Origin of the sequence: Nocardia puris (assembly GCF_003315035.1) — a bacterium.
Classification (GTDB): Bacteria; Actinomycetota; Actinomycetes; order Mycobacteriales; family Mycobacteriaceae; genus Nocardia; species Nocardia puris.
Map to the genome: position 1 here is coordinate 722,235 of NZ_QNRE01000002.1, position 13,661 is coordinate 735,895.

Sequence of the window (13,661 nt, forward strand, 5' to 3'; positions counted from 1 at the left end):
GCGCACCCCCGGTCGGGCGTGCCCCAGCACGATCGAGTCGACAGTTTTCGCCAGGCGGTCCGTGCGGCCGGTCCGCTAGCCCGAGCGCCGATCAGTGCACCTCGAGCGTGCAGCACTTGATGCCGCCGCCCGCTTTCAGCAGTTCGGACACATCCACCGGCACCGGCCGGAACCCGCGCGCGTCCAGTGCGGCGGCCAGGTCGGTGGCGCGGGGGCTGAGGAAGACGTTCGCGCCGTCGGACACGCCGTTGAGACCGAGGACGGCGGCGTCGGCGTCGGTGGCCTCGATCGCGTCGGGGAACAGGCCGACGAGGATGGTGCGGCTGGTGGGGCTGAACGCCGGCGGATAGTAGGCGACGGTGGTGTCGTCGAGGACCATCAGCACGGTGTCGAGGTGGTAGAAGCGCGGATCCACCAATTCCAGGGACACGACCGGGATTTCGAAGAACAGCTCCACCTCGCGGTGCGCGGCGAGCGAGGTGCGGAATCCGGTGCCCGCCAGGAACCGTCCGCCCACAAGTGCGAAATCGCCTTCGCCCTCGTTGAATTCGGAGGCGGCGGCCAGCTCCGCGCCGCCGCGCCGGGCGAACCAGTCGTGGTAGGCGGGACCTTCGGCGGTGCGTTCGGCGTGGGTGAACCGGGCCGACATCACCCGCTCGCCGACGATCAGCCCGCCGTTCGCGGCGAACACCATGTCGGGCAGGCCCGGCGCGCCCGGCACCACTTCCACCGTGTGCCCGAACCGTGCGAACGTGTCGCGCAGCGCGTCCCATTGCGAGAGGGCGAGCGCGCGGTCCACCGGCGCGCCCGGGTTCATCCAGGGGTTGATCGCGTACCGCACGTCGAAGTGATCGGGGCGGCACATCACGAACCGGCGCGGCACGGGTCGGCGGACCGGTGTCGGTTCGGGGATCTCCAGGGTTGCTACTGAGGTCATCGTGGCTCCCGGCAAGAGTCGCAATTCGGCTGAGATGACCGTAATCGGCATAGCATTGCGCCAGGAACATCCATTCATTGCGCATTACCCGTGGCTTGCGGCGAATTATTGCGCGAGAGAGGAAGTGGTGTGACGTGGACGACACCGATCGGCTGATTCTGGGCCACCTGCTGCGCTCGGCGCGCGCGTCGTTCCAGGAGATCGGCTCCGCGGTGGGGCTGTCCGCGCCCGCGGTGAAACGTCGCGTGGACCGCATGGTGGCCTCCGGCCAGATCACCGGCTTCACCGCGCTGGTCAATCCGGCCGCCCTCGGCTGGACCACCGAGGCCTACGTCGAGGTCTACTACCGCGACAACATCTCCCCCGCCGAACTGCGCCGCAGCCTCGAACCGATCCCCCAGGTGGTGGGCGTGTGGACGATCGCGGGCGAGGCCGACGCCCTGGTGCACGTCATGGCGACCGATATGGCCGAGATCGAATCGACCGTCGAGCGGATCCGGGAGAACGCCGGCGTCGGCCGCACCCGCAGCTCGATCGTCATGTCGCGCATCCTGGAACGCCCCCGCACCTGACGGAAAGCGCCCCACCTAGGGACCGACCACACGGCGCTCCGACCGACGACGTGTGCCAGCTCACGGGCAACCGAGCCGACGGGCGCTCGAGCGACTCGAGCCAACGGGCGCCCCAGCGTACGGGCGCCCGACCCGGCAGGTGCCCGAACCGACGCACGCCCGAACCAGCAGGCGCGGGTCGCGGCGGGCAGGGCAGCTGCCTCGCCCGCGATGCCCTCCTCCATGGCGGCTTTCGCGATCCTGTTCCGCAGCACCTGGCCGGACCGCGGCCGTAGGGGTGCGAACGAACCGTCCGACGCCGTACCGCTCGACATGGGAGACCTTCCTCTCCCCCGCAAAAGTTTACATCGCTCACATAGAGCTGGACACCACGGCAGGAAGGGATGTAAGCACTGTCGACAACGGCTAGATTGGAGGCATGGCACCGTCGTCCACGTCGTACCACCACGGCGACCTACCCAACGCGCTGGTGCGCGCGGCCGTCGAGCTGCTCGAAGAGGGCGGCGCGACCGAACTGTCCCTGCGCGCCGCGGCCCGGCGCGCGGGCGTCTCGACCGCCGCGCCGTACCGCCACTTCGCCGACCGCGACGCCCTGCTCTCCGCGGTCGCCGCGGTGGGCTACCGCGAACTGACCGCCGACCTGGGCGCCGCGCACCCCGCCCCGGCCACCCCCGAAGGCCTCGCCGCGATCGCGACCACCTACGTGCGCTTCGCCCTGACGCGCCCGGGCATGTTCCGTGCCATGTTCGCCGAGCCCTGCGATCCGACCAGCCCCGAGCGGGTGGCCGCCACCGAGGCCATCAGCGAATACGTCGGACACCTTGCCCAGGAGGCGTTCCCGGACTCCGACGTGGACGCGATGGCCACTGCGCTCTGGGCCCTGGTGCACGGCCTGGCCTTCCTGCACCTGGACGGCAAGTTCGACACCTCCTCCGACGAAGCCGTCGCCGAGCGCGTCCGCACCGCCGTGTACGCGGCGATCGGCGTCATCGACCGGACGTCGGTCGCGGAGAACGCGATCGCCGACCGCGCCTGACAGCGCACGCCACCGCCCGCACGGGCTGAGGCGTGCCCGGTTCCGGCGTGACTCTAGGGTGTGAGTCATGTCCGACGTGCGTGCCAGCTACCTCACCGACGGGGCCGAGATCTATCGGCGGTCGTTCGCGACCATCCGCGCGGAGGCGGAGCTGAGCGCGTTCCCCCCGGACGTGGAGCGGGTCGTCGTGCGGATGATCCACGGGTGCGGCCAGGTCGATCTCGCGGGCGATATCGCCTTCTCCCCCGGCGTGGTCGCGGCCGCCCGCGCGGCCCTGCGCGACGGCGCGCCGATCCTGTGCGACGCCACCATGGTCGCCTCCGGCGTCACCCGTCAACGCCTGCCCGCCGACAACGAGGTGATCTGCACGCTCGCCGACCCCCGCGTACCGGAACTCGCGGCGGCCCTGGGCAATACGCGTTCGGCGGCGGCGCTGGAACTGTGGCGCGACCGTCTCGACGGGGCCGTGGTGGCCATCGGCAACGCGCCCACCGCGCTGTTCCACTTGCTCGACATGCTCGACGCGGGCGCGCCGCGGCCTGCCGCGATCCTCGGTATCCCGGTCGGATTCATCGGCGCGGCGGAGTCGAAGGACGCGCTGGCCGCGTACGGCGGCGTGGAGTTCCTCACCGTGCGGGGGCGGCGCGGCGGCAGCGCCATCACCGCGTCGGCGCTCAACGCGATCGCGAGCGAACAGGAATGAGCGGGCAACCTCTCGGGGAATCGACCGAGCGCGAGGCCGAGCCGGGTGGCTTGAAAGGCTTTGTCGCACAGACGGACGGACAACCGGGCACCGATCGTGAGGCGAGGATATGAGCGCGGGCAAACTCTGGGGCGTCGGACTCGGACCGGGCGACCCCGAACTGGTGACGGTGAAAGCCGCGCGCGTCATCGCCGAGGCCGACGTGATCGCATTCCACAGCGCGCGGCACGGGCGCAGCATCTCGCGGGGCATCGCCGCGCCCTATATGCGGCCAGGCCAGCTCGAGGAACATCTCGTCTACCCGGTCACCACCGAGACCACCGACCATCCCGGCGGTTACCAGGGCGCGATCGACGAGTTCTACGAGCAGGCCGCCGCCCGGCTCGCCGAACATCTCGCGGTGGGACGCTCGGTCGCCCTGCTGGCGGCGGGCGATCCGCTGTTCTACAGCTCGTACATGCACATGCACCGCAGGCTCGCGGACCGGTTCGAGGCCGAGATCATCCCGGGCATCACCTCGGTGAGCGCCGCCTCCGCCGCTCTCGGGACGCCCTTGGTGGAGGGTGAGCAGGTGCTGACGGTGTTGCCCGGCACCTTGCCCGCCGACGAGCTCACCCGTCGTCTGCGCGACACGGAGGCCGCGGCGATCATGAAGCTCGGTCGCACCTATCCCGGTGTGCGCCAGGCGCTCTCGGATTCCGGCCGCCTGGACGACGCCTACTACGTGGAGCGCGCCAGCACGGGCAAGCAGCGCGTGCTCGCCGCCGCCGACGTGAACGACGCGGACGTGCCGTACTTCTCGATCACCCTCGTTCCCGGCCCGCGCCCGACGACACCGCTCCCCCGCACGGATTCCCCTGCCGCCCAAACGGTTACCGAGACTGCGCCTCGATCCGAGTCCGCCGCCCCGGGCGAGGTGGTCGTGGTCGGCCTCGGTCCCGGCGCGCCGGACTGGACCACCCCCGAGGTGCGCGCCGCGCTCGACGCCGCCACCGATCTCGTCGGCTACACCACCTATATCGACCGGGTCCCGGTACGCCCCGGCCAGCGCAGGCACGCCAGTGACAACCGGGTCGAATCCGAGCGCGCGGCCATGGCTTTGGACCTGGCCAAGCACGGGGCGAAAGTGGCGGTGGTGTCCTCGGGCGATCCGGGGGTCTTCGCGATGGCGGCCGCCGTGCTGGAGGAGTCGGCCGACCCGCAGTGGCGCGACGTGCCGGTCCGCGTGCTGCCCGGTCTCACCGCGGCCAATGCCGTCGCCAGCCGCGTGGGCGCGCCCCTGGGCCACGACTACGCCATGATCTCGCTCTCCGACCGGCTGAAGCCGTGGGAGGTCGTCGCGCAGCGCCTGTCGGCGGTGGCGGCGGCCGATATGGCGATCGCGATCTACAACCCGGCGTCCTCGCAGCGCACCTGGCAGGTCGCCGCCATGCGCGACCTGCTGCTCGAGCACCGCAAGCCCGGCACCCCGGTGGTCCTCGGGCGCGATGTGGGCGGCCCGACCGAATCCGTGCGCGTGGTCACCCTGACCGACCTCGATCCCGCCGACGTCGACATGCGTACGCTGTTGATCATCGGCGCCTCCACCACGGCCACCGTCGACACCCCGCACGGCACCCGCGTCTACACCTCCCGCCGCTACGGAACCAGCTGAGCCCCACCGGCATTCATTCCGAGGGCTGCCCGGCGCTCCGGCTGGACGGCGACGACCTCGCCGAGCGGATAGTCCGGCCGCTTCCGCCAGCGCCTCGTCATCCACGCCGACTCGAGCTGCGCCCACACCCTTCCATGATGGTAAGGGCGTACCATGAAGGCTTTCCCCGCCCGCGAGAGGAGCCCACGCCCGTGCCGCGCTTGGTCGACCACGAGCAACGCCGCCGCCAGATCACCGACGCCGCCCGGCGCGTGATCACGCGCGGCGGGATGGAAGCGGCCACCTTCCAGTCGGTCGCCGCCGAGGCGGGGATCTCGGTGCGCCTGGTGCAGTACTACTTCGGCACCAAGAAGGACTTCCTGATGGCGACGCATCGCGCCGTGATCGACGATTCGGCGGCCCGGTTCACCGAGCGGATCACGGCGGGCGGGCCGATCACCGACCCGCGCGAGATCGTCCGCACCGTCGCCGACGCCCTGCTGCCCTTGGACGCGGACAGCCGCTCAGACGCCCTGGTCAACGTCGCCTTCCACGTCGCGGGGCTCACCGGCTCGGAGATCGTGTCCGAGGACCTGCTGGCCCCACCTCGCCTGCTGGTCGCGACGCTCACCGACGTGCTGAGCAAGGCCGACCCCGACAGCGCCGCCACGGCCGAACTGGACGCGGGACTGATCCTCGGCGCGCTCGTCGGGCTGACGCAGAGTATGTTGGCCGGACACCACAGCGCCGACGAAGCCCGCAGGTTCGTCGATCATCTCCTCGACCGGATCCCGGGGACGGCGCGGTAGACTTACATTCCACTATGGAATGTCTACGCGGAGGGAGCGCGCGGTGACAGAGACCGCCACTCGGCGCAAGACCCTGAACTCGACGGCGGCCTCGCTGCTCGGGTTCCTGCACGAAGGCCCCATGTCCGGCTGGGATCTGGTGACCATCGCCCAGGAGCGGATCGGCGGCTTCTGGACGATCACACAGAGCCAGGTGTATCGCGAGCTGGCCGCCATGCACACGGCCGGCCTGGTCGAGAAGGGCGAGAGCGGCGCGCGCGATCGCACGCCCTACCGGATCACCGACGCGGGCCGGGAAGCGTTCGCGGAGTGGATCGCTCGCGATCCCGGCGCCGAGACCATCCGGGTGCCGCTGCTGCTGACGATGTCGTTCGGCAGGCACCTCGATCCCGAGCATTTGGACCGGATCATCGCGGCCAATCGCAAGATTCACGAGGCACGCCTGGCGCACTATCTGACCGACGACCACGACAACATCCCCCCGCACTCGCGCGCCACGCTCGATTTCGGCATCCGCTACGAGCGCGCGGTCCTCGAGTGGTTCGACAACCTACCGACGTTGCTCGGCCGCTGACGCGGCGCGGGAGACTTTGTCCCGCAACCACTCCCACGCGTCCTCCACGTTGCCGACGACCTCGCCGCCGGGGGGCGGCGGCCGCTCGACCACGACGACGGGAATGCCGGCCGCGCGCGCCGCGACGAGTTTCGCCTCGGTCTGCTCGCCGCCGCTGTCCTTGGTGACCAGCACATCGATGCGGTGCGCGGCCAGCAGCTCCGCCTCCTCCTCGGAGGTGAACGGCCCACGGGCGAACAGTAATTCGTGCCGGGCGGGCAGCGGACCACTCGGCGGGTCGATGGACCGGATCAGGAACCACGGACCGTCCACGCCCGCGAACGCCCCCACGCCCTGACGCCCGATGGTCAGAAACACCCGCGCCCCCAGGCTCGGGAGCACGCGGGCGGCCTCGTCGAGATCGGGCACGCGAATCCAACGGTCACCGGGACTTTCGGTCCAACCGGGTCTGCGCAGATGCAGCAGCGGGACGCCCGCCGCCCGCGCGGCCGTCGACGCGTTGGCGCTGATCCGCGCGGCGAAAGGATGGGTGGCCACCACCACGGCGTCGATATCGTTGTCCGCCAACCACTCCCGCATCCCCTCGGCGCCGCCGAAACCGCCGACGCGCACCTCGCCCTCGGGCCACGCAGGATTCCGCACGCGGCCGGCGAGCGAGGTCACGATCTCGAGACCTCGCTCGCCGGTGGCCAGGTGGGCCAGGCGCCGGGCTTCGCCGGTGCCGCCCAGGATCAGGGCTTTCAGGGCTGGCCGCTGAAGTACGCCAGACCCGCGTTCAGCAGCGACGGGCCACCGGCGACCAGCAGGCCGATGACCGCGCCGAGGGCCGCGCCCGGAATGACGCCGACCACGAAACCGAACAGGCCGATGAGCCCGCCGATCACCGCGCCGACCGCCGCACCCAGCGAGGCGCGCTGCAACTCGGCGAAGAACCACTGCTGGGAGCTGATGTCCTGGGTGGCGATCGCACCGGCCTTCGGGGTGAGCGTGAGGCTGCGGCCCTCGTCCGCGATGGCCGCGCCGAACTCGACGGGCGCGCCCGTGGCCGCGTCCACGGCGCCGAGCGGGATGCGGGTGACGACCTCGCCCGCGGCGTTGGTCAGGGTGACCGCGGTGCTGTCGGCGTCCAGGCTGAACGCGCCGCCGGTGACGGTGGTGACGATCGAGCGGCCCGCGTCGGCCAGGGTGGCGGTGTAGTTCACGCCCTGGTCGGTGCCCTGCGCGGCCAGCGTGGCCTGCTGCTCGGCGGCCGGGGGCACGCCGGGGCCCGCGTAGGCGGTACCCGCGGCGACACCGGTCGCGGCGATGGCCAGCACGGCGGTGGCGGCGAACTTCTTGTACTTCATACTTCTCCCCATCAGGTATCGGATTCGAGACGATCGAATCTCGCTGCCGACCCTACCCGCAGGCCAACCGGGGTTTCATCCCCCGAAAGTCCCGGCCGGTGTGCTACCGCGGTTTGACGGCCGACCACTGCGCGACCGGGAGCTGCGGGCGCCATGCGGTGAACCCGCCGAGCGGCTCGGCACGGTAGATCTGGAATTTCCGCAGGTCACCGCCGTATCGAGCGGCCGAGGACACCAGCAGCGCCTCCGATTCGGCAGTCACCGCGTTGGCGACGAGCCGGCCGCCGTGACGCAGCTGTGCCCAGCATGTCTCGAGCACGCCAGGCTGGGTCACACCGCCACCGAGGAAGATCGCGTCCGGAGCGGGTTCCCCGGACGCGTCCGCCAGTTCGGCCAGCACCTCGCCGCGCACGCGGAGCTGCGGGACGCCGAGCGCCGTCGCGTTGGCCTCGATGCCCGCGCGCCGGGTGGCGAGACGTTCGAAGGTGACCGCGCGGCAGGTGGGGTGGGTGCGGCACCATTCGATGGCGATGCTGCCGGAGCCGCCGCCCACGTCCCAGAGCAGTTCGCCCGGAGCGGGGGCGAGGGCGGCGAGGGTCAGCGCGCGCACCTCCGCCTTGGTGAGCTGGCCGTCGCCGCCGTACAGGGCATCGGGGAGGCCGGGCAGTCGGGTAGCGCGGGGGCGGTCCGGGTCCGCGACGCATTCGAGCGCGATGATATTGAGCGGATCGACTTCGCGCGCAGTCCATTTCGCGGCAAGGTCCTGGGAGATGCGCTCGGCGGGGCCGCCGAGTTGTTCGAGGACGGTGAGGGTGGAGTCGCCGAAACCGTTCTCGCGCAACAGTTCCGCAAGCGCGGACGGTGTTCGCTCGTCGGCGCTCAGGACAAGAAACCTGCTGCCGTCCGACAATTCGGGAAGCACCGCGTGCAGCGGCCTGCCGACCGCGCTGACCACCGGTGTTTCGGCCAGCGGCCAGCCGAGGCGGGCACAGGCCAGCGTGGCCGACGAGGGCTGCGGAAACACCTGCAGCGCAGCGGGACCCACTAGCCGGGCCAGCGTGACGCCGATGCCGTAGAACATCGGGTCGCCGCTGGCCAGCACGCACACGCGCCGACCCGTCTGCTCGCGCAACAGGTCCGGCAGGGCGGGCAGCAACGGTGACGGCCATGCCCGGCGTTGGATGCCGACTTCCTCAGGGACAAGGGCCAATTGGCGGGCGGAACCGAACAGGACCTCCGCCGCGCCGATCGCCTCCTTGGCGCGCACGCCGAGCCCGTCCCACCCGTCGGCACCGAGGCCGACGACCGCGAGGGGCGGGCCCGCCCAGGTGAGCGTCACCGGGGCAGCCGGCGCCAGACGGCGCGGGGCAGCAGTCGCATACCCACGAACACGGGACCCAGGACCCACGGCACCCAGAGCTGGTCGGTGCCCCGCCGCAGCCCGCGCACGACGGCGTCGGCGACCTGGTCCGGGGTGCTGGAGAACGGGGCCGGATCCATGCCCTCGGTCATGCGGCCGATGACGAAGCCGGGCCGCACCAGCAGGAGCTGAACTCCGCTGCCGTGCAACGCATCCGTGAGCCCGGAGACGAAACCATCCAGGCCCGCCTTGGCCGAGCCGTACACGTAGTTGGCGCGGCGCACCCGCACGCCTGCCACCGAACTGAACGCGACGATCTGGCCGCGGCCCTGCGCGCGCAGGAGATTCGCGAGCGTGGTGAGCACGCTGACCTGGGCGACGAAGTCGGTGTGCACCACGGCCGCGGCGTGCTCGGGTTCGCGTTCGGCGCGGGCCTGGTCGCCGAGCACCCCGAAGGCGAGGACGGCGACGCCGATCGGGCCGTGCTCGGCCGCGATCTTCTCCAGCAGCGCTTGGTGGCTCGCGATGTCGTCGGCGTCGAAATCGGCGGTGTGCACGGCGGTCGCGCCCGCGGCCCGGACCTGCGCGATCGGGGCGGTGAGGTCGCCGCCCGGCCGCGCCGCCAGGATCACCGTGCGGCCCGGCGCGAGCCTGCGCGCGACCTCGAGGCCGATCTCGCTGCGTCCGCCGAGCACCAGTACGGAACCGTCGTCGATCCCTCGCTTACCCATGCGCCCAGTCTGTCATCCGAGGACGAGGGACGTGCACGCCCATACGCTCAGGTGCGCGCGGAACCACGTGCCGGTGTGCCTTTCAGTGCTGACGCGCTTCGGCGAGGGGACGAGATACGCTCGGATGCGGACGCGAACCGGGCGGCCGCCCTCCCTCATCGCCTATCGGCCCGCGGCCGAAGCGCCCGCCCCTCAGCGGAGCGAGCCGGAGGACAGCACGCGCCCCACCTGGATCGCGATCACCACGCGCGTGGGGTTCTCGCGCGGGATGCGGTAGCGGGCGGCGTAGCGCTCCTCCGCTTCGGCGACCGAGGCGGGATCGGTCAGCACGGTCGCGGGACCTTCGAGGGTGAGCCAGCGGGGACCGTTGACCTGGCTCACGGCGGCGTAACCGGAGCGGCGGACATTGCGCACCTTCACCGAACCGCCGTCGGTGATGATGCGGACCAGTCCGGCGTCGGGGTCCCAGGTGAAACCCACCGCCACCACGTGCGGCGTGCCGTCGGCGCGGAGCGTGGTGAGGGTGGCGAGGTGGCGTTCGGTGACGAATTCGACGGCGGCCGGGCTCAGATCGGCGGTGGTGGTCGGCATCATCCGACCGTACCCGGGGCGAGTCGGAGGCCCGCGCACGTGGTGACGCCCGGTGGTCGTCCACTCGCCGGCCGCCGCCCTCGTCCGAACGCGGATGTGGCTACACCGACAGTTCGGTGACGATCTTCTCGATGCGGCTGTGGTCGCCGATGGTCACGCGCACCTTGGGTTTCTTTCCGCTGCCGAGGGATTCGACCACGTCGGCGGGGACGCGGAACCCGGTGGCGGTCTTGCCACCGAGTTCGATCGTGGTGGTGAACGTCGACACCGGGCCGGTCACAGGACGGTGAGGCCGTGGGGGCGGGTGTTCATGGATTCGGCGCCGTCCTCGGTGACGACCACGATGTCCTCGATGCGGGCGCCCCAGCTGCCCCGGAAGTAGATGCCGGGTTCGACGCTGAACGCCATCCCCTGCTGCAAGACCAGGTCGTTACCCGCGACGATGTAGGGCTCCTCGTGCACCGACAGTCCGATGCCGTGGCCGGTGCGGTGCACGAACGCGTCACCGAAACCGGCCTCGGTCAACACATCTCGCGCGGCGGCGTCCACCGACTGGGCGGAGACGCCGGGCCGGACGGCGGCGACGGCGGCCGCCTGGGCGCGCTCGAGCGCCGCGAACCGGTCCACGATCGCCGCGCTGGGCTCGCCGAGGACGTAGGTGCGGGTGGAGTCGGAGTAGTAGCCGGGTTCCACCGGCCCGCCGATATCGATCACCACCACGTCGCCCTTGCCGATCCGGCGCTCGGAGACGCCGTGGTGCGGGTCGGCGCCGTGCGGACCGCTGCCCACGATGACGAACGCCGCCTCCGTATGTCCTTCCTCTACGATCGCCGCCGAGATATCGGCCCCCACTTCCGCCTCGGTGCGGCCCGCGACGAGGAACTCACCCATCCGCGCGTGCACGCGGTCGATGGCGGCGCCCGCGCGGCGCAGCGCGTCGATCTCGGCGGCGTCCTTGATCATCCGCATCTCGCGCAGCACCGGCGTCGCCGAGGCGGGCAACCCGCTGAACGCCCCCGCCAGCGGGATCAGGTGCAGCGCGGGCATCGCGTCGGCCACGGCCACGCGCGAACCGGCGTGCAGCGTCGAGCGCACCACCTGGTACGGGTCCACCCCGTCGACCCAGTCCAGCACTTGCAGACCGAGTTCGCCCGCCGCCGAGCCTTCCAGCGAGGCCAGCTCGAGCTTCGGAATCACTACCGAGGGCGTCGCCCCGTCGGCGGAGATCACCAGGCAGGTGAGCCGTTCGAACGATTCGGCCGCCGACCCGATCAGATACCGCAGATCGGGCCCCGGCGTGATGAGCAGCGCGTCGAGGTGCGCCGCGCGCATCAGCTCGACCGCCCGCTCCAGCCGCTCCCCGTACACATCCGCCGCGAACCTGGATTCCGTGTGCGAACTCATACCTTCCGACGTTACCCGCCCGCCCGCCGCGGCGGACCCGCCCTGCGGGATCGCCGCCGGTTCGTCGGTGGCGCCGGGTAGCCTTCGGCGGGTGACCTCTGCGACGACCGGTGGCCCGCTGCTCCTGCTCGACGGCGCCAGCCTGTGGTTCCGTGCCTTCTACGCCATCCCGGACAAGATCACCGCGCCCGACGGCCGCCCGGTCAACGCGGTGCGCGGGTTCACCGATATGGTCGCCTCGCTCGTCACCAAGCACGCGCCCGCGCGGCTGGTGGTGTGCCTGGACCTGGACTGGCGGCCCAGCTTCCGCGTGGAACTGGTGCCGTCCTACAAGACGCACCGCCTCGACACCTCGGCCCCGGAGCCGGGCACGGAGGAGGTGCCCGACCGCCTCACCCCGCAGGTCGACATGATCCTCGACGTCCTCGAGGCCGCGGGCATCGCCACCGGCGGCGCGGAGGGGCTCGAAGCCGACGACGTGCTCGGCACCCTCGCCACCCGGGAGCGCACCGACCCGGTCATCGTGGTGAGCGGCGACCGCGACCTGCTGCAGTTGGTCCGCGACGAGCCCGCGCCGCCCGTGCGGGTGCTGTACGCGGGGCGCGGGCTGGCCAAGGCCGAACTGTTCGGGCCCGCCGAGGTGGCGGCGAAATACGGTGTGCGAGAAGAGAACGCGGGGCCCGGTTACGCCGATCTGGCGACCTTGCGCGGCGATTCCTCGGACGGTCTGCCGGGTGTGGCCGGGATCGGCGAGAAGTCGGCGGCCACCCTGATCTCGCGCTTCGGCTCGCTGGAGGCGCTGCGCGCCGCCATCGACGACCCCGCCTCCGACCTCGCGCCCGGTGTGCGCGGCAAGCTGCGCGCGGCCGAGGACTATCTGACGGCCGCCGCACCGGTGGTGCGCGTGGTCCGCGATGCCGAAGTGGTGTTGTCGCGGCCCGACGCGCTGCCGGTGAGCCCGGCCGACCCGGACCGCCTCGCCGAACTGGCGGTTCTCTACAACGCCGAGAGCCCGATCAAGCGATTGATCGCGGCGCTGCAAGCTCCCCGAGGCTGAGTACCTCCCCCACCAACGCAAAGGCCCGTGAACGCCCCGCGCCCACACCGCATTCGGTGTGATCGCGGAGCCTTCACGGGCCGAGGGTCCCCACCCCGGGCGGCGCGGGGCCGCCCGTCCGCCGAGCGGATCAGCTGGGGCGGCCTACCTCGTAGGTGCCGTCTTCCTTGGTGATCTTGATATTGACGGTCTTCTCCTCGCCGCTGACCTTCAGGGTGCAGGAGAAGGTGGCATCGACCTCGACGGCCTGACCGGACGGGCACGCGACGTCGGTGACGTCCTGGATGCCGTAGGAGTCGGTGAGGACCTTCTGCACGCCCTCCTGCACCGCCGTCTGGTCCAGTTCGTCGGACGCGGTGAGGAACAGGATCAGGCCCACCACACCGGCGATCACCAGGACGCCGACCACGGCGAGCGCCGCGATCAGGCCCTTCTTGCTCTTGCCGCCCTGCGGCGGCTGGCCTGCGCCCTGACCGCCCCACTGCTGCTGCGGCTGGCCCGCCTGGCCCCACTGCTGCTGCGGCTGCTGGTTCCAATCCTGCGGCTGGCCCGGGGTCTGCCCCCACTGCTGCTGCGGCTGGCCGGGGGTCTGGCTCCACGGCTGCTGCGGCTGCTGCTGGGGCTGCTGCCCCCACGGCTGCTGCGGCTGGCCGGGCGTCTGGCCCCACTGCTGCTGCGGCGGCTGGTTCGGGTCGCCGCCCCACTGCTGGGTGGGCTGGGCCTGCGGATTCGGCTGCCCACCCCATTGCTGGGTCGGTCCGGCGCCGCCGGGCGTCTGCTGTCCGCCCCACTGCTGGGTGGGATCGTTACGTCCCTCCCCGGCGGGGTCGTTCGGTCCGTACGGGCCGCTCATCTGCTTGCCTCCACTCGCATCGTTCTTCACACGGTAGCCCCCCGCGGGCGACTCG

16 protein-coding genes are annotated in these 13,661 nt (G+C 71.6%); 7 read left to right on the forward strand and 9 right to left on the reverse strand.

What is annotated here, in order from left to right:
• Positions 1–91: 91 nt before the first annotated feature.
• The gene (gene ddaH / locus DFR74_RS09000) at positions 92–937 is read right to left on the reverse strand and encodes a dimethylargininase (RefSeq protein WP_067512807.1); all 846 of its coding nucleotides are present in this window, start codon (positions 935–937) and stop codon (positions 92–94) included.
• A 134-nt stretch (positions 938–1,071) separates the two neighbouring features.
• Between ddaH and DFR74_RS09005 the strand changes: the two genes are divergently transcribed.
• The 6 genes from DFR74_RS09005 (at position 1,072) to DFR74_RS09030 (ending at position 6,264) form a co-directional block, all read left to right on the forward strand.
• On the forward strand, positions 1,072–1,509 hold the full coding sequence (locus DFR74_RS09005; RefSeq protein ID WP_067512805.1) for an Lrp/AsnC family transcriptional regulator: 438 nt from the start codon (positions 1,072–1,074) through the stop codon (positions 1,507–1,509).
• 418 nt (positions 1,510–1,927) lie between these two features.
• Complete coding sequence (locus DFR74_RS09010; RefSeq protein WP_067512803.1) at positions 1,928–2,545, forward strand: TetR/AcrR family transcriptional regulator; 618 nt, start codon at positions 1,928–1,930, stop codon at positions 2,543–2,545.
• A 67-nt stretch (positions 2,546–2,612) separates the two neighbouring features.
• Positions 2,613–3,248, forward strand: coding sequence for a precorrin-8X methylmutase (locus DFR74_RS09015; protein WP_067512801.1), 636 nt, complete (start codon positions 2,613–2,615; stop codon positions 3,246–3,248).
• Positions 3,249–3,357: 109 nt separating this feature from the next.
• On the forward strand, positions 3,358–4,902 hold the full coding sequence (locus DFR74_RS09020) for a precorrin-2 C(20)-methyltransferase (RefSeq protein WP_067512799.1): 1,545 nt from the start codon (positions 3,358–3,360) through the stop codon (positions 4,900–4,902).
• 191 nt (positions 4,903–5,093) lie between these two features.
• Positions 5,094–5,690: a TetR/AcrR family transcriptional regulator gene (locus tag DFR74_RS09025; protein ID WP_067512797.1), complete on the forward strand. Its 597-nt coding sequence runs from the start codon at positions 5,094–5,096 to the stop codon at positions 5,688–5,690.
• Between the two features lie 19 nt (positions 5,691–5,709).
• A complete protein-coding gene (locus DFR74_RS09030) occupies positions 5,710–6,264 on the forward strand; it encodes a PadR family transcriptional regulator (protein ID WP_067512795.1) in 555 nt (184 codons plus the stop codon).
• Here the strand turns inward: DFR74_RS09030 and DFR74_RS09035 are convergent.
• The 7 genes from DFR74_RS09035 to DFR74_RS09065 all read right to left on the reverse strand — a co-directional run bounded on the left by DFR74_RS09035 (position 6,241) and on the right by DFR74_RS09065 (position 11,696).
• Positions 6,241–7,008 carry a cobalt-precorrin-6A reductase gene (locus DFR74_RS09035; RefSeq protein WP_067512887.1) on the reverse strand — a complete coding sequence of 256 codons (768 nt, stop codon included), beginning with the start codon at positions 7,006–7,008 and terminating at the stop codon, positions 6,241–6,243. The two genes, DFR74_RS09030 and DFR74_RS09035, sit on opposite strands and share 24 nt — an antisense overlap.
• Entirely contained in the window at positions 7,005–7,610 is a 606-nt protein-coding gene (locus tag DFR74_RS09040) for a hypothetical protein (RefSeq protein ID WP_067512793.1), read from the reverse strand. The genes DFR74_RS09035 and DFR74_RS09040 overlap by 4 nt, the downstream gene beginning before the upstream one ends.
• Positions 7,611–7,713: 103 nt before the next feature.
• A complete protein-coding gene (locus tag DFR74_RS09045; RefSeq protein ID WP_067512885.1) occupies positions 7,714–8,967 on the reverse strand; it encodes a bifunctional cobalt-precorrin-7 (C(5))-methyltransferase/cobalt-precorrin-6B (C(15))-methyltransferase in 1,254 nt (417 codons plus the stop codon).
• Positions 8,946–9,701 (reverse strand): SDR family NAD(P)-dependent oxidoreductase, encoded by a 756-nt coding sequence (locus tag DFR74_RS09050; RefSeq protein WP_067512791.1) that lies wholly within the window; start codon positions 9,699–9,701, stop codon positions 8,946–8,948. Before DFR74_RS09050 ends, DFR74_RS09045 begins: the two co-directional genes overlap by 22 nt.
• Positions 9,702–9,893: 192 nt before the next feature.
• Positions 9,894–10,292: a pyridoxamine 5'-phosphate oxidase family protein gene (locus DFR74_RS09055; protein WP_067512884.1), complete on the reverse strand. Its 399-nt coding sequence runs from the start codon at positions 10,290–10,292 to the stop codon at positions 9,894–9,896.
• A 100-nt stretch (positions 10,293–10,392) separates the two neighbouring features.
• Positions 10,393–10,560 carry a DUF1905 domain-containing protein gene (locus DFR74_RS09060; RefSeq protein WP_084538053.1) on the reverse strand — a complete coding sequence of 56 codons (168 nt, stop codon included), beginning with the start codon at positions 10,558–10,560 and terminating at the stop codon, positions 10,393–10,395.
• Between the two features lie 8 nt (positions 10,561–10,568).
• The gene (locus tag DFR74_RS09065) at positions 10,569–11,696 is read right to left on the reverse strand and encodes a M24 family metallopeptidase (protein ID WP_067512787.1); all 1,128 of its coding nucleotides are present in this window, start codon (positions 11,694–11,696) and stop codon (positions 10,569–10,571) included.
• 91 nt (positions 11,697–11,787) lie between these two features.
• Here DFR74_RS09065 and DFR74_RS09070 point away from each other — a divergent pair, with 91 nt between their 5' ends.
• Positions 11,788–12,753: a 5'-3' exonuclease gene (locus DFR74_RS09070; protein WP_067512785.1), complete on the forward strand. Its 966-nt coding sequence runs from the start codon at positions 11,788–11,790 to the stop codon at positions 12,751–12,753.
• Positions 12,754–12,883: 130 nt separating this feature from the next.
• On the opposite strand, the gene DFR74_RS09075 is transcribed toward DFR74_RS09070, so the two are convergent.
• Positions 12,884–13,606 (reverse strand): DUF4333 domain-containing protein, encoded by a 723-nt coding sequence (locus DFR74_RS09075; protein ID WP_067512882.1) that lies wholly within the window; start codon positions 13,604–13,606, stop codon positions 12,884–12,886.
• Positions 13,607–13,661: the final 55 nt, after the last annotated feature.

What these genes read in the sequence shown, in the direction of transcription:
- DFR74_RS09050 (WP_067512791.1), bottom strand. Translation starts at nt 9,701, where the DNA reads ATGGGTAAGCGAGGGATCGACGACGGTTCCGTACTGGTGCTCGGCGGA.
- ddaH (WP_067512807.1), bottom strand. Translation starts at nt 937, where the DNA reads ATGACCTCAGTAGCAACCCTGGAGATCCCCGAACCGACACCGGTCCGC.
- DFR74_RS09040 (WP_067512793.1), bottom strand. Translation starts at nt 7,610, where the DNA reads ATGAAGTACAAGAAGTTCGCCGCCACCGCCGTGCTGGCCATCGCCGCG.
- DFR74_RS09020 (WP_067512799.1), top strand. Translation starts at nt 3,358, where the DNA reads ATGAGCGCGGGCAAACTCTGGGGCGTCGGACTCGGACCGGGCGACCCC.
- DFR74_RS09010 (WP_067512803.1), top strand. Translation starts at nt 1,928, where the DNA reads ATGGCACCGTCGTCCACGTCGTACCACCACGGCGACCTACCCAACGCG.
- DFR74_RS09075 (WP_067512882.1), bottom strand. Translation starts at nt 13,606, where the DNA reads ATGAGCGGCCCGTACGGACCGAACGACCCCGCCGGGGAGGGACGTAAC.
- DFR74_RS09030 (WP_067512795.1), top strand. Translation starts at nt 5,710, where the DNA reads ATGTCTACGCGGAGGGAGCGCGCGGTGACAGAGACCGCCACTCGGCGC.
- DFR74_RS09055 (WP_067512884.1), bottom strand. Translation starts at nt 10,292, where the DNA reads ATGCCGACCACCACCGCCGATCTGAGCCCGGCCGCCGTCGAATTCGTC.
- DFR74_RS09065 (WP_067512787.1), bottom strand. Translation starts at nt 11,696, where the DNA reads ATGAGTTCGCACACGGAATCCAGGTTCGCGGCGGATGTGTACGGGGAG.
- DFR74_RS09015 (WP_067512801.1), top strand. Translation starts at nt 2,613, where the DNA reads ATGTCCGACGTGCGTGCCAGCTACCTCACCGACGGGGCCGAGATCTAT.